This is a genomic window from Pseudomonas sp. FSL L8-0168 (assembly GCF_037976155.1).
Lineage (GTDB): Bacteria > Pseudomonadota > Gammaproteobacteria > Pseudomonadales > Pseudomonadaceae > Aquipseudomonas > Aquipseudomonas paracarnis.
Map to the genome: position 1 here is coordinate 1,776,190 of NZ_CP150262.1, position 24,133 is coordinate 1,800,322.

The 24,133-nt window shown below is 60.4% G+C and carries 28 protein-coding genes; 13 read left to right on the forward strand and 15 right to left on the reverse strand.

All coding sequences use genetic code 11. The annotated features are described in order from the left end of the window. Positions 1–416: 416 nt before the first annotated feature. Positions 417–1,208, forward strand: a complete 792-nt coding sequence (locus MHH62_RS07535; RefSeq protein ID WP_014717676.1) for a crotonase/enoyl-CoA hydratase family protein — start codon at positions 417–419, stop codon at positions 1,206–1,208. A gap of 133 nt (positions 1,209–1,341) precedes the next feature. Here the strand turns inward: MHH62_RS07535 and MHH62_RS07540 are convergent, their stop codons facing one another. Continuing rightward, positions 1,342–2,097 carry a spermidine synthase gene (locus MHH62_RS07540; RefSeq protein ID WP_014717675.1) on the reverse strand — a complete coding sequence of 252 codons (756 nt, stop codon included), beginning with the start codon at positions 2,095–2,097 and terminating at the stop codon, positions 1,342–1,344. A gap of 124 nt (positions 2,098–2,221) precedes the next feature. On the opposite strand from MHH62_RS07540, the gene MHH62_RS07545 reads away from it, so the two are divergent. Next, complete coding sequence (locus MHH62_RS07545; protein WP_019820346.1) at positions 2,222–3,568, forward strand: 3-deoxy-7-phosphoheptulonate synthase class II; 1,347 nt, start codon at positions 2,222–2,224, stop codon at positions 3,566–3,568. A 93-nt stretch (positions 3,569–3,661) separates the two neighbouring features. Here the strand turns inward: MHH62_RS07545 and MHH62_RS07550 are convergent, their stop codons facing one another. Next, positions 3,662–4,891, reverse strand: a complete 1,230-nt coding sequence (locus MHH62_RS07550; RefSeq protein ID WP_339232761.1) for a crosslink repair DNA glycosylase YcaQ family protein — start codon at positions 4,889–4,891, stop codon at positions 3,662–3,664. 45 nt (positions 4,892–4,936) lie between these two features. After that, positions 4,937–5,143: a DUF1127 domain-containing protein gene (locus MHH62_RS07555; protein ID WP_014717673.1), complete on the reverse strand. Its 207-nt coding sequence runs from the start codon at positions 5,141–5,143 to the stop codon at positions 4,937–4,939. Positions 5,144–5,213: 70 nt separating this feature from the next. Here MHH62_RS07555 and MHH62_RS07560 point away from each other — a divergent pair, with 70 nt between their 5' ends. Continuing rightward, positions 5,214–6,095 (forward strand): LysR family transcriptional regulator, encoded by an 882-nt coding sequence (locus MHH62_RS07560; protein WP_014717672.1) that lies wholly within the window; start codon positions 5,214–5,216, stop codon positions 6,093–6,095. Here the strand turns inward: MHH62_RS07560 and MHH62_RS07565 are convergent. Next, a complete protein-coding gene (locus MHH62_RS07565) occupies positions 6,085–6,834 on the reverse strand; it encodes a sulfite exporter TauE/SafE family protein (protein WP_032902966.1) in 750 nt (249 codons plus the stop codon). The two genes, MHH62_RS07560 and MHH62_RS07565, sit on opposite strands and share 11 nt — an antisense overlap. Before the next feature lie 108 nt (positions 6,835–6,942). Between MHH62_RS07565 and MHH62_RS07570 the strand changes: the two genes are divergently transcribed. The 3 genes from MHH62_RS07570 to MHH62_RS07580 all read left to right on the forward strand — a co-directional run bounded on the left by MHH62_RS07570 (position 6,943) and on the right by MHH62_RS07580 (position 9,102). Further along, on the forward strand, positions 6,943–7,893 hold the full coding sequence (locus MHH62_RS07570) for a LysR family transcriptional regulator (protein ID WP_014717670.1): 951 nt from the start codon (positions 6,943–6,945) through the stop codon (positions 7,891–7,893). A gap of 81 nt (positions 7,894–7,974) precedes the next feature. Continuing rightward, positions 7,975–8,427, forward strand: coding sequence for a MarR family transcriptional regulator (locus MHH62_RS07575; RefSeq protein WP_032902963.1), 453 nt, complete (start codon positions 7,975–7,977; stop codon positions 8,425–8,427). A 255-nt stretch (positions 8,428–8,682) separates the two neighbouring features. Then, complete coding sequence (locus MHH62_RS07580; protein WP_014717668.1) at positions 8,683–9,102, forward strand: organic hydroperoxide resistance protein; 420 nt, start codon at positions 8,683–8,685, stop codon at positions 9,100–9,102. Positions 9,103–9,167: 65 nt separating this feature from the next. Here the strand turns inward: MHH62_RS07580 and MHH62_RS07585 are convergent, their stop codons facing one another. After that, positions 9,168–9,740: an elongation factor P gene (locus MHH62_RS07585; protein WP_003172723.1), complete on the reverse strand. Its 573-nt coding sequence runs from the start codon at positions 9,738–9,740 to the stop codon at positions 9,168–9,170. A gap of 49 nt (positions 9,741–9,789) precedes the next feature. Further along, a complete protein-coding gene (gene earP / locus MHH62_RS07590) occupies positions 9,790–10,923 on the reverse strand; it encodes an elongation factor P maturation arginine rhamnosyltransferase EarP (RefSeq protein ID WP_032902962.1) in 1,134 nt (377 codons plus the stop codon). Positions 10,924–11,055: 132 nt separating this feature from the next. Between earP and MHH62_RS07595 the strand changes: the two genes are divergently transcribed. Together MHH62_RS07595 and MHH62_RS07600 are read left to right on the forward strand one after the other, a co-directional pair. After that, entirely contained in the window at positions 11,056–11,424 is a 369-nt protein-coding gene (locus MHH62_RS07595; protein WP_032902961.1) for a hypothetical protein, read from the forward strand. A gap of 14 nt (positions 11,425–11,438) precedes the next feature. Then, entirely contained in the window at positions 11,439–11,921 is a 483-nt protein-coding gene (locus MHH62_RS07600; RefSeq protein WP_014717665.1) for a GreA/GreB family elongation factor, read from the forward strand. Between the two features lie 50 nt (positions 11,922–11,971). On the opposite strand, the gene cysB is transcribed toward MHH62_RS07600, so the two are convergent. From cysB to MHH62_RS07625, 5 genes are all read right to left on the reverse strand, one after another. Next, complete coding sequence (gene cysB / locus MHH62_RS07605; RefSeq protein WP_003189876.1) at positions 11,972–12,946, reverse strand: HTH-type transcriptional regulator CysB; 975 nt, start codon at positions 12,944–12,946, stop codon at positions 11,972–11,974. Between the two features lie 103 nt (positions 12,947–13,049). Further along, entirely contained in the window at positions 13,050–13,550 is a 501-nt protein-coding gene (locus MHH62_RS07610) for a universal stress protein (RefSeq protein ID WP_014717664.1), read from the reverse strand. Between the two features lie 48 nt (positions 13,551–13,598). Beyond that, positions 13,599–14,516 (reverse strand): 5'-nucleotidase, encoded by a 918-nt coding sequence (locus MHH62_RS07615; protein WP_019820334.1) that lies wholly within the window; start codon positions 14,514–14,516, stop codon positions 13,599–13,601. 15 nt (positions 14,517–14,531) lie between these two features. After that, positions 14,532–15,494: a putative 2-dehydropantoate 2-reductase gene (locus MHH62_RS07620; protein WP_339232762.1), complete on the reverse strand. Its 963-nt coding sequence runs from the start codon at positions 15,492–15,494 to the stop codon at positions 14,532–14,534. Then, entirely contained in the window at positions 15,491–15,877 is a 387-nt protein-coding gene (locus tag MHH62_RS07625) for a thioredoxin (RefSeq protein ID WP_072435595.1), read from the reverse strand. Before MHH62_RS07625 ends, MHH62_RS07620 begins: the two co-directional genes overlap by 4 nt. On the opposite strand from MHH62_RS07625, the gene MHH62_RS07630 reads away from it, so the two are divergent. Beyond that, positions 15,876–16,310 carry a pilus assembly protein PilZ gene (locus tag MHH62_RS07630; protein WP_014717660.1) on the forward strand — a complete coding sequence of 145 codons (435 nt, stop codon included), beginning with the start codon at positions 15,876–15,878 and terminating at the stop codon, positions 16,308–16,310. The genes MHH62_RS07625 and MHH62_RS07630 overlap by 2 nt on opposite strands. 130 nt (positions 16,311–16,440) lie before the next feature. After that, on the forward strand, positions 16,441–17,517 hold the full coding sequence (locus tag MHH62_RS07635) for a 3-deoxy-7-phosphoheptulonate synthase (protein ID WP_003189871.1): 1,077 nt from the start codon (positions 16,441–16,443) through the stop codon (positions 17,515–17,517). Positions 17,518–17,586: 69 nt separating this feature from the next. Here the strand turns inward: MHH62_RS07635 and MHH62_RS07640 are convergent, their stop codons facing one another. Further along, positions 17,587–17,868 (reverse strand): GNAT family N-acetyltransferase, encoded by a 282-nt coding sequence (locus MHH62_RS07640; RefSeq protein WP_003189869.1) that lies wholly within the window; start codon positions 17,866–17,868, stop codon positions 17,587–17,589. Between the two features lie 612 nt (positions 17,869–18,480). Between MHH62_RS07640 and oprI the strand changes: the two genes are divergently transcribed. Beyond that, positions 18,481–18,732, forward strand: a complete 252-nt coding sequence (oprI, locus tag MHH62_RS07645; protein ID WP_003172710.1) for an outer membrane lipoprotei OprI — start codon at positions 18,481–18,483, stop codon at positions 18,730–18,732. Positions 18,733–18,910: 178 nt separating this feature from the next. On the opposite strand, the gene MHH62_RS07650 is transcribed toward oprI, so the two are convergent. The 3 genes from MHH62_RS07650 to MHH62_RS07660 form a co-directional block, all read right to left on the reverse strand. Beyond that, positions 18,911–19,876, reverse strand: coding sequence for a L,D-transpeptidase family protein (locus MHH62_RS07650; RefSeq protein ID WP_019820319.1), 966 nt, complete (start codon positions 19,874–19,876; stop codon positions 18,911–18,913). Positions 19,877–19,954: 78 nt separating this feature from the next. Further along, positions 19,955–20,248, reverse strand: a complete 294-nt coding sequence (locus MHH62_RS07655; protein ID WP_003189866.1) for a hypothetical protein — start codon at positions 20,246–20,248, stop codon at positions 19,955–19,957. 58 nt (positions 20,249–20,306) lie between these two features. Beyond that, positions 20,307–20,912, reverse strand: a complete 606-nt coding sequence (locus tag MHH62_RS07660) for an arylesterase (RefSeq protein WP_014717658.1) — start codon at positions 20,910–20,912, stop codon at positions 20,307–20,309. 10 nt (positions 20,913–20,922) lie between these two features. On the opposite strand from MHH62_RS07660, the gene MHH62_RS07665 reads away from it, so the two are divergent. Further along, complete coding sequence (locus MHH62_RS07665) at positions 20,923–21,606, forward strand: ABC transporter ATP-binding protein (protein WP_339232764.1); 684 nt, start codon at positions 20,923–20,925, stop codon at positions 21,604–21,606. Further along, positions 21,606–24,116, forward strand: a complete 2,511-nt coding sequence (locus MHH62_RS07670; RefSeq protein ID WP_339232765.1) for an ABC transporter permease — start codon at positions 21,606–21,608, stop codon at positions 24,114–24,116. Before MHH62_RS07665 ends, MHH62_RS07670 begins: the two co-directional genes overlap by 1 nt. The last annotated feature ends 17 nt before the right edge of the window (positions 24,117–24,133 follow it).

Consider the following 24,133-nt stretch of genomic DNA (forward strand, 5'->3'; position numbering starts at 1 on the left):
CCTCTAAGTGCATCCGCAAAGACCCATGCTCCAAAGCTGCGCATGCCGTGTTGAGACTCAAGAGTCGCCCTGGCTGCTTTGTCGGCGGGGATTTGCGAAAACGAATGAATGAAAAAGATTCGTCAAGGAAGAGTCCGCTGTGCGGACGTGCAGCCGAAGCTGACTTCGGGGAATTGCGCTACCTAAACGCGGCCCGGTTAAAGGCCGGCGCGCACTATACCGGAAATAGCTGAAAAAGGGAGCTTTTTTTATCGCCAGGCACCGATAAACCGCACTGCATCACGCGCTTTGCAGATCCGTGCGCCAGGGTCTATTTTTCAAAGGCCCGGCCCTGTTGGTCATCGAGCTTAAACGGTTCACCCACCCGCTGAGACCCTTTGGTCTGAAACCTTACCCGCGCCCCGAGGGCACACCCCATGAATCAAGCCAGCAGTAGCCGTGTCAGCCGCGCACTTGAGGGTCATGTTCTATTGCTGGGCCTGGACCGTGTGGCCAAGCGCAACGCCTTCGACCTGGATTTGCTCAATGCGCTGAGCCTGGCCTATGGCGAATTTGATCGAAACGATGACGCACGGGTGGCCGTGGTGTTTGCCCATGGCGACCACTTCACGGCCGGGCTGGACCTGGCCAATGTCAGCAGCGTGATGGCGGGTGGCTGGCAACCGCCGCTGGGAGGGTGCGACCCGTGGGGGGTATTTGCAGGCCCGCGCGTGAGCAAGCCGGTGATCGTCGCCGCCCAGGGTTATTGCCTGACGATCGGTATCGAATTGATGCTGGCGGCGGATATCAACCTCTGCGCCAGCAATACCCGCTTTGCCCAGATGGAGGTGCAACGCGGGATCTTCCCGTTTGGCGGCGCGACATTGCGCTTTCATCAGATTGCCGGCTGGGGCAATGCGATGCGCTGGCTGCTCACCGGCGACGAGTTCGACGCCCATGAAGCCCTGCGCCTGGGGTTGGTGCAGGAAGTGATGGCCAGTGAAGACCTGTTGCCCCGCGCCATCGAGTTGGCCAACCGCATTGCGCGCCAGGCACCGCTGGGTGTACAGGCCACGTTGATGTCGGCACGGCTGGCGCGTATGGAGGGTGAGGCTGTGGCAGCCGCCGCGCTGCCGCCCATGGTGGATAAACTGCTCAACAGTGAAGATGCCAAGGAGGGTGTTCGGGCGATGGTCGAGAAGCGGCCGGGGGTGTTCAAGGGGATTTGAACGAACTGAATTAGCGGTCGGCAGTGAGGGCCTCTTCGCGGGCAAGCCCGCTCCCACAGTTGAATTGCATGCTCTGTTGAAATGCAATCCCCTGTGGGAGCGGGCCTGCCCGCGAAAGCGTCCGAACTGGCAACTAAGTTGCCGGCCGAATCGCCTTGATCAACGGCTGCAACGAGTACCCCAAGCGCGGCGCCAAAGCTTCGGCGCGGGCTGACAGCGCCTCCAGGTCCAGCACCTGATCCAGCTCCGAAGGCACCAACAGAATCACATTGCCCTCCTTCACCGGCAGCTCCCAGTAATGCCGGTGGTACAACCCACGCAACAACGCCGCCCCCAACGGCTTGCCATCATCGGTGGCCCATTGGTTGATCACCAGCCAGCCGCCGGGGTTGAGTTTCTTCTGACAGTTTTCCAGGAAGGTCCAGGCCAGATGCCCCACGCCCGGGCCGACATCGGTGTAGAGGTCGACGAAAATCAGATCGGCCGATTCGGCACTGTCGAGCAATTGCAACGCGTCGCCAATGCGGATGTACAAGCGCGGGTCGTCATCCAGCCCCAGATATTCGATGGCCAGCCGCGGCACATCAGGGCGCAGCTCAATGGCTTCGACATCTTCCAGCGCCAGGAACTTGAGGCACGCCTGCGTCAATGTGCCCGCGCCCAGGCCGAGAAACAATGCACTCTCCGGCTGTTCATGGCACAACGCGCCGATCAGCATGGCGCGGGTGTAGTCGTACTCCAGCCAGCTCGGGTCAGCAGTGAACACACAGCTTTGCTCGATGGCGTCGCCAAATTCGAGAAAGCGGTAATCAGCCACTTCAAGCACACGGATCATGCCGAATTCATCATGGACTTCGGCCAGCAGGTGCTCGACACGCTCCTCGCTCATCACTACTCCTAAAAGGGTCTGCTGCACGGCAAAGGCGCGATTGTCGGCCAAGCGGCAGCAACAGGTCACGCACTAATTGCTGCTAACATTGACGCCCGAACATCCACCCGCAAACGAGTTCATGATGAGCCAACCCTGGAGCCCCGATAGCTGGCGAGCCCTGCCGATCCAGCAGCAACCCCAATACCCGGACGCTGCACACTTGCTGCAAGTGGAGCAGAGCCTGGCGAGCTACCCGCCCCTGGTGTTTGCCGGGGAAGCTCGCGAATTGCGCCGTCAGTTTGCCGAAGTGACCCAAGGTCGTGCGTTCCTGCTGCAAGGCGGTGATTGCGCCGAGAGCTTTGCCGAGTTTTCCGCCGCGAAGATTCGCGACACCTTCAAGGTGCTGCTGCAGATGGCCATTGTCATGACCTTCGCTGCCGGTTGCCCGGTGGTGAAAGTCGGGCGCATGGCCGGCCAGTTCGCCAAGCCACGCTCGGCCAACGATGAAACCATCGACGGCATCACCCTCCCCGCCTACCGGGGCGATATCGTCAACGGCATCGGCTTCGACGAAAAAAGCCGCGTGCCAGATCCGGACCGCCTGTTGCAGTCCTACCACCAGTCCACCGCCACCCTCAACCTGCTGCGCGCCTTTGCCCAGGGCGGTTTCGCTGACCTGCACCAGGTGCACAAGTGGAACCTGGATTTCATCGCCAACTCCGCGCTCGCCGAGAAGTACAGCCAACTGGCCGACCGCATCGACGAAACCCTGGCCTTCATGCGCGCTTGTGGCATGGACAGCTCGCCGCAATTGCGCGAAACCAGCTTCTTCACCGCCCACGAAGCATTGCTGCTCAACTATGAACAGGCCTTCGTGCGCCGCGATAGCCTGACCAACGACTACTACGACTGCTCGGCGCATATGTTGTGGATCGGCGACCGCACCCGTCAGTTGGACGGCGCCCATGTCGAGTTCCTGCGCGGAGTGAACAACCCGATCGGCGTGAAAGTCGGACCTAGCATGAACCCGGACGACCTGACCCGCCTGATCGACATCCTCAACCCAGATAACGACCCTGGCCGCCTCAACCTCATCGCCCGTATGGGGGCAGGCAAGGTCGGCGACCATTTGCCCAACCTGATCCGCGCCGTGCAGCGCGAGGGCAAGCAAGTGCTGTGGAGCTGCGACCCGATGCACGGCAATACCATCAAGGCCAGCAGCGGCTACAAGACCCGCGACTTTGCGCAGATCCTTGGCGAAGTGAAGGATTTCTTCCAAGTGCACCAGGCAGAAGGCACCTATGCTGGTGGGATCCATATCGAGATGACCGGGCAGAACGTCACCGAATGCATCGGCGGCGCACGGCCGATCACCGAAGATGGCTTGTCGGACCGTTATCACACCCATTGCGACCCACGGATGAATGCCGATCAATCGCTGGAGTTGGCGTTTCTGATTGCAGAGACCTTGAAACAGGTAAAGCGCTGACGTTTTAGCGACGGGGATGACGCCATCGCGGGCAAGCCCGGCTCCCACATTTGAACGCGTTTCTCTGTGGGAGCCGGGCTTGCCCGCGATAGTTTAAAGGTTGGTATCCCGGTTCAGCATCGCTGCCCTTAACCGAGCAGCACTGGGCCGCTGGCAATTGAGCTGGACCTGTTCCAGCCCTAGCCAGTCGGCCATTTTGCGCAGGTTCAGCGCCAGCGCCAGCATGCCTTCCTCATCCAGCCCCGGCTCTTCCTCATGCACGGCATGCACGGCCAGGCGCCCATGAGCACGCTCGGCTCGCAGGTCGACGCGCGCGGCAATGCGTTCGTTGTGGAGAAACGGCAACACGTAGTAGCCATACACGCGCTTTTCTTGCGGGGTGTAGATCTCCAGCCGATAGCGAAAGTCGAACAGGCGCTCGGTGCGGCTGCGCTCCCATATCAGCGAATCGAACGGCGACAACAATGCACTGGCCGGCACTGTGCGAGGCAGTTTGGGCGCCGCCAGGCAATACGCTGGTTGTTTCCAGCCCCGCACCTGGCACGCCAGCAGTTGCCCATCCTCAACCAGCTCGGCCAAGCGGTTGCGGCTGTCGGCGGGGTCGAGGCGGAAATAATCGCGCAGGTCTTTTTCGGTGGCGACACCCAATGCAGTCGCACTGTGCAACAGCAAGCCACGCTGCGCTTCACCTTCACTCATGGAGACCCTGAGCACCTCTGCGGGAATAACACGCTCGGGCAGATCATAAAGCCGCTCAAACCCTCGACGACCGGCAACCGTGACCAGGCCAGCGGCGAACAGCCATTCCAGCGCGTGCTTTTCATCACTCCAATCCCACCAGGGTCCGGCACGCTCCTCGCGGGTCGACAAGCTACCCGCCCCCAAGGCGCCCTGCTGTTCGACGGTGCGCAACACGCGTTGGATCGTCGCCTGCTGTTCACGGCCAAAACGTGCCATTTGCGCATAAATCCCCCGCCCTTGCCGGGCGCGCTCCATGCGCCAACCCATCATCGGATACAGCGCCATGGGCAGCAGCGATGCCTCATGCCCCCAGTATTCGAACAGTGAGCGTCGCCGCCCCTGGCTCCAGGCGGCCTGCTCAAGGATCGACGGGGAATAAGAACCAAGGCGGGAAAACACCGGCAGATAGTGAGAACGCACCAGCGCATTGACCGAGTCGATCTGTAAAACGCCCAGGCGTTCGATCAAGCGGTTGAGGTGCGCAGCCTTTATCTGTGCAGGCGCCTGGCGCCCGGAAAATCCCTGGGCAGCCAGCGCCATGCGTCGAGCTTGCTTGAGTGAAAAACACAGGTCGGCGGGCATGGCAATCTCCATAGAAGCTCGCCCCCTACCCTACTGCATCCGCGCTTATTTTCGCAGCGGGTCTTCCCAGAAATGCCGATGGCTTTCCTGCGCGACGTCGGCGCGATTGAGCCCGATGTCCTTGAGGGCGTCATCGCTCAGGGTCGCCAGCATCTGACGCTCCTGATGCAACAGCTGCCAACGCGCGAATGTGTGAAACAGCCCGGCAAACGGCCATTTATCCGTCGATATGAAACCTTTTTGACCTTTCATCTTCTCGCCCTCCAGTGGGGATGACGACAGTGTGTGCCCGGCATTATGATCAATCCAACGAATGTTTCTTATGCATTACATCTCGGAGATTGATCAATTGTCCGCCTATCCCAGCATCGACACTGATGTGCTGCGCACCTTCGTCGCCATTGCCGACCAGGGCGGTTTCACCCGCGCCGGCGAGCAGGTCAACCGCACTCAATCGGCGGTGAGCATGCAGATGAAGCGCCTGGAAGAAGACGTGTTGCAGCGCAAACTGTTCGAGCGCGATGGCCGCCAGGTACGGCTCACGCCCGAAGGCCAGGTGCTGTTGGGTTATGCGCGGCGCATCCTGAAATTGCACAGCGAAGTGTTCAATACCCTGCGCGAGCCGCATATGGTGGGGTTGGTGCGTATCGGCACGCCGGATGACTACGTGATGCGCTTTCTGCCAGGCATCCTCAAGCAATTTTCCAAAGCCTACCCACTGATCCAGATCGAAATGCACTGCGAAGCATCGACCGTATTGATGCAACGGCGGGACCTGGCGTTGACCGTAATCAGCCGCGAGCCCGGCAATGATCTGGGTGAGTTATTGCGTACCGAGCGCATGGTGTGGGCAGCATCACCGTGCTTTTGTGTGGAGGAGCACGATGCCCTGCCCCTGGCGGTGTCCGGCGACGAGTGCCTGTACACCCATTGGGCACGGGCCGCACTGGAGGCGGCCGGGCGAGATTATCGCCTGGCCTATCACAGCTCTAACGGAGCAGCGATCCTGGCAGTGGTCAGTGCAGGCCTGGCGGCGATGGTCAGCATGGAAAGCCTGGTCACCGACGACCTGCGAGTGCTCGGCAGCGACGAAGGCTTCCCGCCTTTACCGTCGATGAACCTGCGCTTGCTGCGTAACCCGCAGATGACCTCGCCGATCACCGAATGCCTGGCGGACTACATCGTCGAAGGCTTCAAACTTTAAAGGTCAGCATCAGCGCGCACACCACCAAGAAGCCACAGAAGAGGCCGCGCAACAGACGTTCTGGCAAGGCATGCGCCACTTTCACGCCCCAACTGATACTCAGCAGGCCCCCCACCGCCAGTGGCAGGCCGATCATCCAGTCCACCTCGTGGTGCCAGGCATAGGTGACCAGGGTCACACCGGTGCTGGGCAACGCCAAGGCCAACGACAAGCCTTGGGCGACCACTTGAGTAGTGCCGAAGACACTGGTGAGTACCGGCGTGGCGACCACCGCGCCGCCGACCCCGAACAGCCCGCCCATGGAACCGGATGCCGCGCCCAAGACGCCAAGCCAGGGCCAGGAATAACGCATTTGTGCGGTGGGCGGCGCATTGCGAGTGAACATGCGCAGCAGGTTGTAGGCAGACAACGCCACCAAGAACGCAATAAAACCGATGCGCATGGCGCCCGCATCCAGGCCCACCGCCCAGATCGATCCCAGCCAGGCAAAGCAAAAGCCGGTCACACCCAGGGGTAAAGCGTGACGCAACTCGATGCGGTTACGCTGATGATAGCGCCACAGCGCGAGCATCACATTCGGCACGACCATCACCAAGGCGGTACCTTGGGCAATCTGCTGATCCAGGCCGAACAACACGCCCAGCACCGGGATGGCAATCAGCCCACCACCAATGCCAAACAGCCCACCTACAGTGCCCAACGCCGCACCCAATGCCAGGTACATCACTAAATCCCACACCGCTCGGTACTCCGCAATTTCATGCTTGGCATGCTACGCAGTCGACCCTGGCGCGGAAACGCACAGCAACGCACAATGGCTGTGCCAATCTCGCATAAGCGTTGAGCTATGAACCCCAACACCCTGACCGACCAACTGAGCCTGTTTCTCGACGTAATGGAAGCCGGCAGTTTTTCCGCCGCCGCGCGCCTCCATCCGCTGACACCTTCAGCCGTGGCCCGGCGCATCGACAGCCTGGAAAGCTCCGTGGGTAGCCGCCTGTTCCAACGCAGCACCCATGCGGTGGTGCCCACCTCCGCAGGCCTGGCCTTTGCCGAGCGGGCGCGACGGATTGTCAGCGAGTTGCAGCTGGCACGGGCAGAGGCGGTCTCGCTGAGCCATGCGCCGGAGGGGTTGATCCGGGTCGATGCGCCCGCAGCATTCGGCCGCCGGCACCTGGCGCCGGTCATTGCGGACTTTTTGAGCCTGTATCCAGGCCTGGACGTGCACCTGCACTTGATCGACAGCTTTGTCGATATGCAGGGCGCGCATCTGGGCAAGGTCGACCTGGTTCTGCGCGCAGGGCATATTGTCGACACCCGACTGGTCGCTACGCCGCTGGCGAGTATCGTGCGTATCGCCTGTGCCAGCCCCGCGTACCTGAAAAGCCGTGGCACGCCGGCCCATCCTCGAGAGCTGAGCGAACATGACGGCCTGGACTGGGACGGGCTGGCGCCAATGTTCGCCTGGCGCTTCGAACTGGACGGGCGCCGCACAACCTATCGCCCGCGACGCATCCGCATGAGTGCCAACAACGCCGAAGCCCTGCTCTCGGGCGCACTGGCCGGGCTGGGCATCGCTCACTTGCCGACCTGGTTGGCCAGTGAATACCTGGTGCGCGGCGAACTGTTGCCGCTGTTTTGTGAAGACGGTTTGCCCAGCCCAGAAACCGCCGGCATTTATGCGCTGCGCCTGGAGCAACAGCCCAATGCACGCAGCCGATTGTTGCTTGAATACCTCAAATCCCGTTTCAGCCCGGTGCCGCCCTGGGATCTGGCATTGCAAAGTGGCTTGGTCTGACGCCTACGGCAAGAATTACCTGGCGCATTAAAGATTTGCCCGCTAGATTCCAGCCCAGACATGCTTTTTCGAGACGCCACCATGAGCAAAAACCCTGATCCTTGCGAATCGCTGTTGCTGGACAACCAGCTGTGCTTCGCCCTGCACTCCACCTCACTGCTAATGACCAAGGTCTATAAGCCCCTGCTCCAGGCCATCGGCCTGACCTACCCGCAGTACCTGGCCATGATGGTGCTGTGGGAAGAGGATGAGTTGACCGTCAGTGAAATCAGCAGCCGCCTGCTGACGGACCCAGGCTCCATGACGCCACTGCTCAAGCGCCTGGAAGCCGAGGGCCTGCTCAGCCGCACGCGCAGCCGCGAAGACGAGCGGGTGGTGGTGGTGAAACTGACCGACGCCGGGCGCGCCTTGCAGGAGAAGGCCAAGGATGTTCCGCAATGCATCCTGGGCGCCAGCGGGATGGCGCTGGAGCAATTGCGCAATCTGCAAGGCGACCTGATCGCGTTGCGCGCCAATCTGCAAACCAGCATCTGACACGCTAGGCCCCAGCACTAAACATACTCAAAAGTGGGAGCTGGCTTGCCTGCGATTGCGATTCATCAGTCAACCATGCAGTGACTGATACACCGTCATCGCAGGCAAGCCAGCTCCCACTTTTTGTTCTGCGACACCCTTAAATTCTTCAACGCTGAAAAATTAACTTGCGCACTAAACATTAGCGCTATACATTCACCTCACCAACTACTTAGCGCACAAATGTTTAGCGCTAACCACACAGAGGAACGCCCCATGCAAACGCTCTATACCGCAGTAGCCACCGCCACTGGCGGCCGTGATGGTCGCGCCGTTTCCAGCGACAATATCCTCGACGTCAAACTGTCGACTCCAAAGGAGTTGGGCGGCGCCGGTGGCCAGGCCACTAACCCAGAGCAATTGTTTGCTGCCGGCTACTCCGCTTGCTTTATCGGCGCACTGAAGTTCGTGGCCAGCCAGACCAAACGCAAAATCCCGGATGACGCCTCGATCACCGCCCACGTGGGCATCGGCCAGATCCCGGGCGGCTTCGGCCTGGATATCGACCTGCATATCAGCCTGCCGGGCCTGGCCCAAGATGAGGCGCAAAGCCTGGTCGACGCTGCGCACCAAGTGTGCCCGTACTCCAATGCCACCCGTGGCAACGTTGAGGTGCGCTTGCATGTAACGGTCTGAAAAACAGACGCCCATGAAAAAGCCCGACTCAAGGTCGGGCTTTTTTCGTATAGCCGGGGCCAGAATTACTTCTTGGCGCGGCCTTTGTACGAACCACCTTCACGGGTGTCGATCTCGATCAGGTCGTCGATTTCGATGAAATCGGCCACTTGCAGTTCGGTACCGTTGCTCAGTTTGGCAGGCTTCATCACCTTGCCGGAAGTGTCGCCGCGAGCGGAGCCTTCGGTGTAAGCAACCTTACGCACGATGGTCGTCGGCAGCTCTACGGAAACCAGGCGCTCTTCGAAGAAGATAGCTTCGCAGACGTCTTCCATGCCTTCTTCAATGAACGGCAGAACGGCTTCGATATCTTCAGCGTTCAGCTCGTACATGGTGTAGTCAGTGGTGTCCATGAACGTGTAGGTGTCGCCGCTGATGAAGGACAGGGTCGCTTCTTTGCGGTCGAGGATCACGTCGTCCAGTTTGTCATCGGCGCTGTAGACGATTTCGGTCTTGTAACCGGTCAGCAGGTTCTTCAGCTTGGTCTTCATGATTGCGCTGTTACGACCAGACTTGGTGAACTCAGCTTTCTGAACCAGCCAAGGGTCGTTTTCGAGACGGATCACTGTACCGGGTTTCAGTTCTTTACCAGTTTTCATTGCGTATATCCGAAATTTGGATGGGATTGACAAAAATCAAGGTGGCGTATCATATCCAACTTTCATAAAACTGTACCAGCGCCGTCGCAAGATCGGCCTGCAAGCCTTGTTCCAGACACCAGTTCTCAGCGTGCTGGCTGACCTCGGGCCAATGTTCCAGCAGCATTTTCCAGGACTGTGCCATATCGCCATCAGCGTTCCAGGCTTGCCAGAGCGTGACGACGGCAGCTTTGGCGGCCGGTGAAAGTGCGGCTGTGTACAGTTCCAGGAAGGCATCGAGCTTGTCCAGGTGGATGTCTTCGTCCTGGCGGTAGATGTGCCACAGCAATGGCCTCCCCGCCCACTGGGCACGCACGAACGAGTCTTCGCCACGTACGGCGTTAAATTCGCAGCACCATAGCAATCGGTCATATTGCTCCTGACGTACGAATGCAATGACCTGTACGGTCAGCGCACCACGTACTTGGATGTCTCCCGCCGACAAGCTGTTCACCCCCAGCCAGCGTTGCACGTCCCCCAGAATGCGCCCTTCCGGTACCAGCAAGTGCGTCCCCCGTCCATCGGCCGCCAATACGTCCAGCCAGCCGGCCAACCCGTCATTCTCATAGGCAAACAGCGACATCAAACGCGCGCCGGCCGTCGGAGCAACGCCCAGGCTTTGCAGGAACCGTTGTTGCGCGGCCGCGTCCTGCTGAAACGCCCGGCGTCGCTCCAACAAGCCGGCTTCGCGCAACAGGCCGCCAGTACCAGGGCGAAACCCGGGGAAGAAAAAGTACTTCTGCACGCCCTTGTACTTCACCGAAGGCAAGCGATGGCAGCCCACCACCCAGTCTTCAGCGCTGAGGTAATCCAGGTTCATCCACAACGGCGCACGTTCACACTCGGCCATGCGGTCCATGTACTCGGGCGGTAGCTGGCACGCGAACGCAGCAATCACCACATCCGCCGGGTGTGCGCCTGGCCATTCGGCCGGCCAGTGGCGCACTTGGACGCCCTCTTGCCATTGCTGGCCCACCTGCACATCAATGTCCGGGCACATGCGTTCGAAGGCGCGCAGGTCATCGACCCACAAGCGCACGTCACAGCCATGCTCCACCACCAACTGCCGGGCCAGGCGCCAGGTCACGCCGATGTCGCCGTAGTTGTCGACGACACTGCAAAAAATATCCCAGCGGGCTTTCATTCCGGGCTCCATCGATCAAAGGTTCGATTGTCCGCATAAATGCGTGGATGCAGAAGGCTTGATCGCGATTATTCTGCACGGAGGCTGTGCGACAATCACCGTCATGCCGTCAATGCCTGCCAGGAGGCCCTTATGTCTGACCGTCCGTTATCGCTGTTCAAGCTCTGCATCGCGATTGCCGCCGGCGTGTGGCTAGGGTTTATCGCCATTGCGCTGACCGCCTGGCTGGCGTCTCGCTACCTGTTCCCCCAGAGCCTGGCGCCGGTGGCACAGGCGGTTCAGCAATTGGGCAAACCGGCCATGGTTGAGCCGCAGCCACCGAACCGTCTGTTCGAACAGTACCAACAGAACCTGCAAAAACAGGAACAACGACAGGCCCTGGACCAGGCCCGAAGCAACGCGCGTAACCTGTCCAACCCCAAATGCCAGTTCTGGCTGCAACAAGACCAGAACGCCCCCAATGAAAAGACGCGGGCCAATGTCCTGCAATTCTGCGATTGATGCCAGATACCGCCATGAATAAACACGCCGTGCTCCAGCTGATCCTGGAAAAGCTCACCGTCGACATCGACGTCGTCCAACGCGCCGCGCAGACCGCCTACGAAACCGCGACCCACGAAGAAAACATTGCCGAAAACAAATACGACACCCTCGGCCTGGAGGCTTCGTACCTGGCCACCGGGCAGGCCCGACGAGTGGAGGAGATCAAGCAATCGCTGGTGCTGTGCCAGCAACTGCAGCTACGTGCGTACGATGATCAACGCGGGATAGAGATAGGCACGCTGGTGGGCCTGGAAGACGAGGACGGTCGCCAGCAATGGCTGTTCCTGGCGCCGGATGCGGCGGGTTTGAAAGTGGATGTGGTGGGGCAACCGGTGACGGTCATCACGCCACGCTCGCCCCTGGGCAAAGGCCTGCTGGGCAAGCGTATCGATGAAGAGGTAGAGATTCTGGTGGCCGGCGCTCGGCAGCACTTTACGGTGACCGAGGCCCGATAACCTACCCCCCTGTAGGAGCGAGCTTGCTCGCTTCTACAGGGTAATCGCGGTCAGTGGACGGGCAATTCAACGCCGTCAAACAACTCTTCCAGCTCTTGCTTGTTGTGGCACTGGATCGCCTTGGCCATCACTTCACGGGTCAGGTGCGGTGCGAACTTCTCGATGAAGTCGCACATGAAGCCGCGCAGGAAGGTACCGCGACGGAAACCGATCTTGGTCACGCTGGACTCGAACAATTCGCTGGCATCCAGCACCACCAGGTCTTTGTCGAGGTTGGTGTCGACCGCCATCTTGGCGACGATCCCGACGCCCAGGCCCAGGCGCACATAGGTCTTGATCACGTCGGCATCGGCAGCAGTGAACACCACCTTGGGCGTGAGGCCGCGATGGCTGAACGCTTCGTCGAGCTTGGAACGGCCGGTAAAGCCGAACACGTAGGTCACGATCGGGTATTCAGCCAAGGCTTCCAGGGTGAGCTTCGGCAGCTTGGCCAAAGGGTGCCCCTGAGGCACAACCACGCAGCGGTTCCAACGGTAGCAGGGCATCATTACCAGGTCGCCGAACAATTCCAGGGCCTCGGTGGCGATGGCAAAATCGACGGTGCCGTCAGCGGCCATCTCGGCAATCTGCATCGGCGAACCCTGGTGCATGTGCAGGGCTACGTCCGGGTATTGCTTGATGAAATCACGGATCACCGGCGGCAATGCATAGCGCGCCTGGGTGTGAGTGGTGGCGATCGACAAGGTGCCTTTCTTCTCGTTGGAGAATTCCTGGGCGATCTGCTTGATGCTTTCGACTTTACGCAGGATCTCGCCGGCGGTGGTGATGATGCGCTCGCCAGCTGGAGTGACGCGGGTCAGGTGTTTGCCACTGCGTGCGAAGACTTCGACGCCCAACTCGTCTTCGAGCAGGCGGATCTGCTTGCTGATACCAGGTTGCGAGGTATAGAGGCTTTGAGCGGTAGCGGAAACGTTGAGGTCGTGGTGCGCCACTTCCCAGATGTAGCGCAGTTGTTGAAGCTTCATATGAATCCCTCAAAGCAGATAGACGCCACGGGTATCAGCGACGGTATATAACTATATTAAAGGTTTGACGGATAAATCTAGAACTTTTTATCGTTTTTGCCGATCAACTATCGTCACTGCGCCGACGCTGCAGCGACGGCACCAGGTAAACCGGCACGGGGGACAACTGCAACACCCGTGCGGCGGTACGTCCAAGGGGGACGGCCACACCGGTTGCCTGGCTATGACTGCCGACGATCAGCAAGTCGACAGACAGTTTTCGCAACTGGTCGAGAATCACCTCGCAAGGATCCCCCTGGATCACCTTGACCGAGCGAATCCATTGCAGGTCCTGCTCCCCTTCCCCCCACTCCTCGCGGAAGCTGTCCAGCACGCGTTGTTCAATCGTCGCCATCACCGTGCTCAACCCCTTGCTTTGCCATTCGCTCAGGGCGGTTTCATCAAGGTAGCTCTGCAACACCGATTCGGCGAACAAGCCAATGGGCTCGACCACGTGGATCACATACAGGTCAGCCTTGAACGTTCGCGCCAGCGCCAGCGCATGTTGCATCACGTAGGGCGCATACAGACCGAGGTCCGTGGCAAACAGCATGGAACGAATCATAAAACCTCCTGGGCTGCCAGGATGGCGGGAATTGAATGAGCTTAGCAGCTAGCGCTCGGTCTGGATTCTCAACTCATTGCTGATGCCATGGGGCACGTGCCCGGTGGCCACTACCTCCCTGGCTTTCTCGCAATGGCCGGCCTGGTCATCGAAAAACACATCGGCGGCAAAGGCTTCCAGAAACGCGGATTTTTCCAGGCCACCGAGGAACAGCGATTCGTCCAGGCGGATATCCCACTCGCGCAACGTGCGGATCACGCGCTCATGGGACGGTGCCGAACGTGCGGTGACCAACGCGGTACGAATCGGGCAGGCCTCATCGGCAAACTCGCGTTGCAACAGGTTCAGTGCCGCCAGGAAGCCCTTGAACGGACCGCCGTGCAAAGGCTGGCGCGCCGACTCTCGCTCGCTGGCCTGGAAGGCTGCCAGCCCACCGGCCTGGTAGACGCGCTCGGACTCATCGGAGAACAGCACGGCATCGCCGTCGAATGCGATGCGCAGCTCTTCGCTGGAAGCGCGGCGCGGGCCGCCCGACAGAATCGTCGCGGCCGCAAACCCGGCATCGAGGGCGCTGCGCACATCTTCAGCATGGGTGGAGAGAAACAGATGACAACCGAAGGCGGCCAAATAGGGATAGGGACTACGCCCGCCTACGAACGCGGCGCGGGAAATATCCAGGCCGTAATGCTGGATCGAGTTGAACACCCGCAGCCCGGTATCGGCACTGTTGCGCGACACCAACACCACCTCGACCCGCGCACGCCCCAGGCTGGCATTCAGGCTCAGCAGCTTCTTGACCAGCGGGAAGGCATCGCCAGGCTCGAGGGTTTCTTCCTCGTGCTCGATCTGGTATTTGCGGTAAGCCTCGACCCCTTCAGCCAGATAAACCTTGTGGCTGTCACTCAGGTCGAACAGCGCTCGTGAGGAAATCGCCAGCACCAGTTTGTCAGCCAATCCCTTCACCATGGTGGTTCCCCCCAATCAGCGGTTGTGCCGATCAATAAAACTCAAGGCCTGATAGAGCGCCTGCATGCGTGGCAGTTCGCAACCGGCCGCTTTGGCAGCGGCCAAGGGACGGGCATAGATGGCCGCCAGTTCCAACGGTCGCTTGTGCAGGTGGTCGTGGTACATGCTGGGCAGGTAGTCGTCCATGGTTTCTGTCATGGCGAACATCTGCCCAGCGTAACTGGCAGGAATTTCATGCCCGCAGGCATGAGCGCCCTGCACCACCTCGGCCATCAGCGCCTGGATCAACTCGCGGCTGGACTCATCGGCCATCATGGCCGTGGTGCCCGTGCCCAGCAACACAGAGAGGCCATTGAACGGCACGTTCCAGACCAGCTTGTGCCAACGCGCCAGATGCACATTAGCCATGGCCTGGGACTCGATGCCAGCTTGATGAAACAGCCCGGCACCGGCTTCGACAATCGCCTGTTGCTGCACCTCATCGTTGGCCGCCGTGCCACTGTGATAGCCCAGGTTGACCCGGCCCAGCGCCTGATGCTCGACCACGCCGGGGGCCGAGCGGTGCACACCGATGTAGCACAGGCCGCCCAACAGATGCAGCGACGGCGGCAGGTGTTCACGCAGGCTGTCTTCGACATCGAGGCCGTTTTGCAGGAGCACCACTTTGGCATCCGGCGCCGCCACCTGGGCGATGGTGGGCGCCAGGTCCACATTACCGGTGGACTTGGTGCCCACCAATAGCCAGTCGCACGGCGGCATGTCGGCGGCGCTGGCATAGGCCTGCACCGGATGCAGGTGCAGTTGCCCATGCACCGTACTGTTGACGTGCAGGCCATGCCTGCTCACCGCGGCATATTCGCTGCGCAACAGGAAATGCACATCGAAGCCGGCACGCGCCAGCATCAGTCCGTAGTAACCGCCGATGGCACCGGTGCCAATAATGCCAATGCGTGGCGACCGGGCTGCAACTGCTGTCATGGCAAATCCTCTGGTGTTCGGTTGAGCGCCTGGTTTAGGCATTCGGCGAGGTCGGATGCTGTAAGACGTGTCTGTAATTGCCCAAAGAATTGACCCTCGCACACCAGGAACAACGCCGGCAAATGAAAGATCCGGTAGCGTTCCACCGCACCGCCGTTGTGCCCGGCATCCACCCAGCACACGCGGTCCACCGGCAAGTGCCAGCCGGGCAACTGCTGGCGTGCCCAGCGGCAACTGGCACAACCGACACTGGTGAACACTACCAGCGAAATACCTGGCAATCCCAGCAATTGCTGGTCAATATCCAGGTCGGTCAATTCCAGTTCCTTCACTATACTGCTGCCATTGCCGTCAACTGGACGGCGCTCGGAGTCCGTGTACATGGGTCGTTTTTTACCTCACCCTGATGATGTCGCTGTCGAGTTGATCCAACGTCCCTCTCCCGCCCTTCCCCGCCAACGCCTGCACACTATCGGCCGCGGCGGCGTCGCCTGCAATTGGCCACGTGCCTGGCGCGCCGGCACGGCGGTAGACCTGCATATCCCTTCCCTAGGGCCCAGCGCCCGTTATCCAGGCTATGTCGCCTGGTGCCGCAAAGTCGAACAGGGCTATCGCATTGGTATTTGCTTTACCGACGAACACGCCTTGTTCGGTGCACGGATGGGCGAGCAAGTGTGCCAGATCGAGCGTTACTGCCGCCTGCACGAAGACGCCGAGCCAACGCCTGCACAACTTGAAACCATGGCCCGTGAGTGGGTGTCGCGTCATGCCGGCGAGTTCTCCCATGAGGCGGTTGTGCAGCCAGCGCTGGATTAAACCGGGCTTTGCCCATTGTCGCGGGCCCGTGTTACGCGCTAAGGTTCCTCCCCCCTGCATTCAAATCATGCTGTGCCCGCCGCACGGGGATAGCTGGCGGCCGGCACCCGTGACCCTGGCGAGTAACACGATGGCTGATTTACCGATCAATGACCTTAACGTTGAATCCAACGAGACCCTGATCACCCCCGATCAGCTCAAGCGCGAAATCCCCCTGAGCGACGCTGCCCTGCAGACCGTCACCAAGGGCCGCGAAGTCATCCGTGACATTCTCGACGGCACCGACCACCGTCTCTTCGTGGTGATCGGGCCCTGCTCTATCCACGACCTCAAGGCCGCCCACGAATATGCCGAGCGCCTCAAAGTGCTGGCGGCTGAAGTGTCCGACACCTTGTACCTGGTCATGCGCGTGTATTTCGAGAAACCGCGTACCACCGTCGGCTGGAAAGGCTTGATCAACGACCCGTACCTGGACGACTCCTTCAAGATCCAGGATGGCTTGCACATCGGTCGCAAACTGCTGCTGGACCTGGCTGAAATGGGCCTGCCCACCGCCACCGAAGCCCTCGACCCGATCTCCCCGCAATACCTGCAGGACCTGATCAGCTGGTCGGCTATCGGCGCACGCACCACCGAATCCCAGACCCACCGCGAAATGGCGTCCGGCCTGTCGTCGGCCGTAGGCTTCAAGAACGGCACTGACGGCGGCCTGACCGTGGCGATCAATGCGCTGCAATCGGTCTCCAGCCCTCATCGCTTCCTGGGTATCAACCAGGAAGGCGGCGTGTCCATCGTGACGACCAAGGGCAACGCCTACGGTCACGTGGTGCTGCGTGGCGGCAATGGCAAGCCCAACTATGATTCGGTCAGCGTCGCGCTGTGCGAACAGGCGCTGAACAAGGCCAAGATCAAGCCAAACATCATGGTCGACTGCAGCCACGCCAACTCCAACAAAGACCCGGCCTTGCAGCCATTGGTGATGGAGAACGTTGCCAACCAGATTCTGGAAGGTAACCAGTCGATCATCGGTTTGATGGTCGAGAGCCATTTGAACTGGGGTTGCCAGGCGATTCCAAAAGACTTGGCCGACTTGCAGTACGGCGTGTCGATCACCGATGCCTGTATCGATTGGTCCGCCACCGAAACTACCCTGCGCAGCATGCACGCCAAGCTCAAGGACGTGTTGCCCCAGCGCAAGCGCACCTGAGTCTGTACCGGTTTCGCGCACCCAAAAACGCCGGGCTAAGCCCGGCGTTTTTTATTGGCAACTGGTCAGTTACAGCTTCGCAGCATGGCGCTGGTGGCGCTCCATATAGCGTTCGACATAGGAGCACGACGGGATCACCGTGTAGCCAGCCTCTTCGGCAAACTTCAAGGCTTCCTCGGTCAACGCAGCCGCAATGCCTCGCCCCCGCAGTGCGTTGGGCACGAAGGTGCGATAGATATCCAGGGTCTGCTTCCCGAGGTCCATGTAGGTCAGGTAGGCACGATGACCGTCCACATTGGTCTCGAACTGATGACCAGCCTGGTCATGGTGGATGGACAACGCCTCGCTCATCACTACTCCTCGCGGGTCTGAATTAACGACCCTACCTTACCGATGTTTTTCCGGCGAAGGAACATCTACGCCACCCCGTGCCGGTTTCGACAGCGAGAAAACCGTGAGCGCTCACAACCAGCACATAGGGAATAGTAGGCACCAATCCTGAAATTGCTCAAGGCGCACTCGTCATTCCCCGCCGCTGGTGGATATAGAAAGGGCCTCGATCAACCGGTGACCGATAGCCTGAACATTGCCGGCAGTTGAACCTTGAGACGAACTGGCGCTCTTAAAGTCACCTCTAGATGCGCAAAAGATGCCCGCCGCAGTAAAGCCAAGCGTAACCAAAGTGCCCCGCTTCGTTATATAAAATTTCATCTATTTACAAGGCTTAACACATGCGGGCCGGCCCTTTCAGCCTGGATCCAATGTGCGTCCAGGTGCAAAAAATTGGACAGTTTTCATACAAACCGCCAAAAGATTAGCCAAAATAGATTCGGCACAAGAAATTTTTTTGCTTCTTGCGCAACGTCAGTTTACTTACTACAAGTAATGGGTAGTATGTACGCCGGCTATTAGCTCACTCTGAGAAAGTAGCCATTAAATTGAAAGTCCTTGAAGGGGAACACGATGAACAACGTTCTGAAATTCTCTGCTCTGGCTCTGGCCGCAGTTCTGGCTACCGGTTGCAGCAGCGTCTCCAAAGAAACCGAAGCTCGTCTGACTGCAACTGAAGACGCAGCAGCTCGCTCCCAGGCCCGTGCAGACGAAGCCTACCGTAAAGCTGATGAAGCTCTGGCTGCTGCTCAAAAAGCACAACAGACTGCTGACGAAGCTAACGAGCGCGCTCTGCGCATGCTTGAAAAAGCAAGCCGCAAGTAATAATCCTTCGGGGTTGTTATCAAGCCGATCCATTTATGGGTCGGCTTTTTTTTGCCTATGATTTGGCATGTGGGAGCGGGCTTGCTCGCGAAAGCGGTGGATCAGTCAACATCAATGTTTGCCGGGCCGACGTCTTCGCGAGCAAGCCCGCTCCCACAGGGATGTTCGCTCAGGCTTATTATTGAAGATCGAGCGGGGTGCTGGACGCCACAGGTGCGCCGCCTGGCACACCAATTTCGGTCGGCAAGCCATCCTCGGCGGCGACCACATCACGCACCTGGTCCCAGTTGACGCGTAGGTTATTGGACAGGTCTTCGCGCTTGAGCAACGCATTGATGACCGCGGTGTGCTTGTCGACCACCGATGGCGTACCGTCATCATTCAACGGCGTGTGGGCCTCAAGGTAGACCTTGCCACCACTGCTGCCGAACTTGTACGCGTCATTGATGATGCGTACTGACGTGCCTACCGGCACCATGCCTGCCATTTCCAACACGTTGTTATTGAACATGCGGAAGCACCCGTGGCTGGTACGCGTGCCGATACCAAACTTCATGTTGGAGCCGTGAATCAGGTAACCCGGCGTGCCCAGGGTGAACTTGAACGGCCCCAGTGGGTTGTCGGGGCCGGCAGGCACCACGTTGGGGAGCGGGTCACCGTTGGCGGCGTGCTCGGCCTTGATCGAGGCCGGTGGCGTCCAGGTCGGGTTCGGCGTCTTGGCGATGATACTGGTATGGGCGATCGGCGAACCCCAGCCTTCCCGGCCAATGCCCAGAGGGAAGGTATAGACGACGTTTTGGCCTTTTGGATAGTAGTAGAGCCGGTATTCCGCCAGATTGATCACAATGCCTTCCCGCGGCCCGGGCGGCAGGATAAAGCGTGTCGGCAGCACAATCTCAGTGCCCGCACCCGGCAACCAGGCATCGACACCCGGGTTGGCCGCGACCATTTCCGAATAGCCCAGGTCGTAGGTGGTGCCAAGGTCAGCAAAAGTGTCTTCGTACTTGGCCTTGATCACTTGGACCTGGCCAACAATGTCCTCACCGGGCGGTGGCAAGGGCAACTGCAAGGCCGCCGCCGAACCCGCCGCACAAAGCGCAGCAAGAGACAGGCAGCAGGTGACGACGGAAAGGCGCGACAACATCCGGAAAATCCTTCGCAAGACGACGGGTAGGGAAAAATTGATTGTATACGGCTTCGCAGCGCCAAGCTTCAAGCTGTTTTACAGCTCGAAGCGCAGCTCCGGCCAGATCGGCGGCGTGCCGCGCTTTTGCGATTCTAGAATCGCCCGGCATAACGGGCAGAGTCGCTGGTCTTGAAAAATCGAGCGGTTGACCGATGACCAGCGTGGCTGTGCGGGCAATAAAGTGCCGCAGAGCGTGCGGTCGATGGAGCCGCCCAGTTCCAATTGACGCGCCACCAAATGCACTCGCACTTCCTGGCAGGCGAACAGGTCCAGCTGCTCGTCCGGCTCGATCAGTTGGTAGTTAAACAGGGACCAGGCAGGGCGCGACATCGAGGGCTCCAAATCAGGGGGGCGCCACCTTAGCCGAAAGCCTGCCGGTAGAAAAGCGTCATAGCAGCGGTTTTAGCGCCGGCCAGACATTTTCCAGCAACTTGTCTTGCGCCGCGACCGCCGGGTGCAGCCCGTCAGCTTGCATCAACTCCGGATGGCCACCCACGCCCTCGAGGAAAAACGGCACAAACGGCACCTTTTCTTTCTGTGCCACATCACCGAATACCTTGGCAAAAGCTTCGACATAGCGCTTGCCGTAATTGGGCGGAATCTGCATACCCAACAGCAGCACCTTGGCGCCGCTGTCCCGGGACTGCTGAATCATCGAAGCAAGATTTTGTTGCAATTGCGCAGGCGGCTGGCCGCGCAAGCCATCGTTGCCACCCAACTCGATCACCACCACGTCCGGTTTGTGCGTTGCAAGCGCCGCGGGCAGCCGCGCGAGGCCTCCTGCACTGGTGTCGCCACTGATGGAAGCATTGACCACTTTGTCGTCAAAACCCTCCTGCTTGAGCCGTTGCTCCAGCAACGCGACCCACCCTTTGCGTGTATCCAGGCCGAAACCGGCACTGATACTATCGCCAACGATCAGGACTGTACCCGCCGCTGCGTTCTGGGCCATGCACATCAAGGCCAGGCCAGCACTCAAAAACCACACTCGCATCGGATTCTCCATGGGCGCAAGCATTCTCAACGCGCGAAACCTTAGCAAAGTGGTTCCCAGCGCGGAAGGTGAACTGACTATCCTGCACGAACTGAGCCTGGAACTGAACAAGGGCGATAGCCTGGCTATCGTCGGCAGCTCCGGTTCCGGTAAATCCACACTACTGGGCCTGCTGGCCGGCCTCGACCTGCCCAGCAGCGGCGAAGTGACCCTGGCCGGGCAAGCCCTGAGCACCCTCGACGAAGATCAGCGCGCGCGCATCCGTGCCGAGCATGTGGGTTTCGTATTCCAATCCTTCCAATTGCTCGACAGCTTGAATGCTCTGGAAAACGTGATGCTGCCGCTGGAGCTGGACGGTCGCCAGGACGCCCGCGAGCGAGCCAAACACCTGCTGGAGCGCGTAGGCCTGGGCCAGCGCCTGACCCACTCGCCCCGCCAACTGTCCGGTGGCGAACAACAACGCGTGGCGATTGCCCGCGCGTTTGCCGCCGAACCGGACGTGCTGTTTGCCGACGAGCCCACCGGCAACCTCGACAGCCATACTGGCGAGCGCATCAGCGACCTGTTGTTCGAGTTGAATAAAGAGAGCGGTACGACCCTGGTACTGGTCACCCACGACGAGCGCCTGGCCCACCGTTGCCGGCGCCTGATCCGCCTTGAAGCCGGCCTGATGGTCGCGCCCCTGGAGCCTTGATGGCACGTTTGCCGCTGTTGCGCCTGTTCAGTCTTGCCATGCGTCAGTTACTGCGCGATGCCCGCGCCGGCGAATTGCGCGTGCTGTTCTTTGCCCTGCTGGTGGCCGTGGCCGCCAGCACCGCTATCGGCTACTTTGGTGCGCGCCTCAACGGCGCCATGCTGCTGCGCGCCACCGAATTCCTCGGCGCCGACCTGGTGCTCGAAGGCAGCTCGCCGGCCCGTGCCGAGCAAATCAAATCTGGGACCGAATTGGGCCTGGATCACGCTCGCATCGTGGAGTTCTCCAGCGTTATCGCCACCGATAACGGCATCCAGCTCTCCAGCATCAAGGCGGTCAACGAGCAGTACCCCTTGCGCGGCGAGCTTAAAAGCAGCACCGAGCCCTTCGGTACGCAAATCCCGGGCGGTGGCCCCAAACCTGGTGAAGCCTGGGTAGAAGCACGGTTGCTGACGGCGCTGGACCTGAAAGTCGGCGACAGCATCGATGTCGGCATGAAGACCCTGCGCCTGGCGCGCATCCTGAACTATGAGCCCGACCGCGCCGGCAACTTTTACAGCCTCACGCCCAGGGTCATGATCAACCTGGCGGACCTGGACGCCACCGGTGTCGTCCAGCCAGGCAGCCGTGTCAGCTACCGCGAACTATGGCGTGCGCCACAAAGCAGCACAGCGCTGCAAACTTATCGCGACCTGGTCAAACCGGGCCTGGCTGCCAACCAGCGCCTGCAGGACTCCCGCGATGGCAACCAGCAAATCGGCGGCGCACTGGGCAAGGCCGAACGTTACCTGAACATGGCCAGCCTAGTGGCTGTGCTGCTGGCTGGCGTGGCCGTGGCGCTGTCAGCCAACCGCTTCGCCAGTCGACGTTTCGATGCCAGCGCGTTGTTGCGCTGCCTGGGCTTGTCGCGCCGTGAAGCCATGCTGCTGTTCAGCCTGCAACTGAGCGTACTGGGCTTGCTGGCGAGCCTGGCCGGCGCCCTGCTCGGCTGGCTGGCGCAATTTGGCCTGTTCTACTTCCTGCACGACCTGCTACCCGCCGACGTACCGCCAGGCGGGCTGCTACCGGCCGTCGCGGGGATTGGCACCGGGCTGGTCGCCCTCGCCGGCTTCGCCCTCCCGCCGCTGGCCGCACTGGGCCGGGTACCGCCGCTGCGGGTATTGCGCCGCGATTTGCTGCCTATTCCTTCAAGCACTTGGATGGTCTACGGCGCGGCACTGTTTGCCTTGGGCCTGATCATGTGGCGCCTGAGCCTGGACCTGGTATTGACCTTCGCGTTACTCGGCGGCGGTGTAGTCGCTGCGCTGCTCCTGGGTGGCTTGCTGCTGTTGTTGCTACAGAGCCTGCGGCGGTTACTGGCTCGCGCCTCCCTGCCGTGGCGCCTGGGCCTGGGCCAATTGTTGCGTCACCCGTTGGCGGCGGCAGGCCAATCCCTGGCCTTTGGCTTGATCCTGTTGTCCATGGGGTTGATCGCGCTGTTGCGAGGCGAATTGCTCGACACCTGGCAAAACCAGTTGCCCAAGGATGCGCCCAACTACTTCGCCCTGAATATCCTGCCGGCCGACAAGGACGCCTTTGGCGCCCGTCTGCTGGACGTCCAGGCACAAGCGGCGCCGCTCTACCCGGTGGTGCCGGGGCGCTTGATCAGCATCAATGGCGAACCCGTGCAGGAGATTGTCAGCAAGGACTCCAGTGGCGACCGGGCCACTCAACGCGATCTGAGCCTGACCTGGGCAGCCGACTTGCCAGCGGGTAACGTCCTGACGGCAGGTACGTGGTGGTCGGCGCAACCCACTGACGGGGTTCCTGGCGTGTCGGTGGAAGCCAAGGTGGCCGAGAGCTTGAAGCTCAAGCTCAACGACCATTTATTGTTCACCATCGGTGGGGAAAACCGTGAAGCACGGGTCACCAGCCTGCGCACCATCAACTGGGATAACTTCCAGCCCAACTTCTTCATGATTTTCCAACCGGGCACCTTGAAGGATCTGCCCGCGACCTACCTCACCAGCTTCTATCTGGCTCCCGGCCATGACCAACAGATCGTCGACCTGTCACGGGCCTTCCCGGCGGTCACTATCCTGCAGGTCGAGGCCCTGCTGGAGCAGTTGCGCAGCATCCTCGCCCAAGTGACGTTGGCGGTCGAATACGTGCTGTTGTTTGTACTCGCGGCGGGCATGGCAGTGTTGTTCTCTGGCCTGCAGGCCACCCTGGATGAACGAATCCGCCAAGGTGCATTGCTGCGAGCCTTGGGCGCCGAGCGCAAGTTGCTGGTCAAGGCCCGACGCATCGAATTCGGTCTGTTGGGGGCGGTCAGTGGCTTGCTGGCGGCACTGGGCACCGAACTGGTGACCTGGGTGCTGTACCGCTATGCCTTTGACCTGGCGTGGCATCCCCACCCGTGGTTGTTACTGCTGCCCGTGATCGGTGCCGTGCTGATTGGCGCTGCCGGGGTATTCGGCACACGCCGTGCACTGAATGCCAGCCCGCTGACCGTATTGCGCGAAGGCTGAGACCTGGATGGCACGCC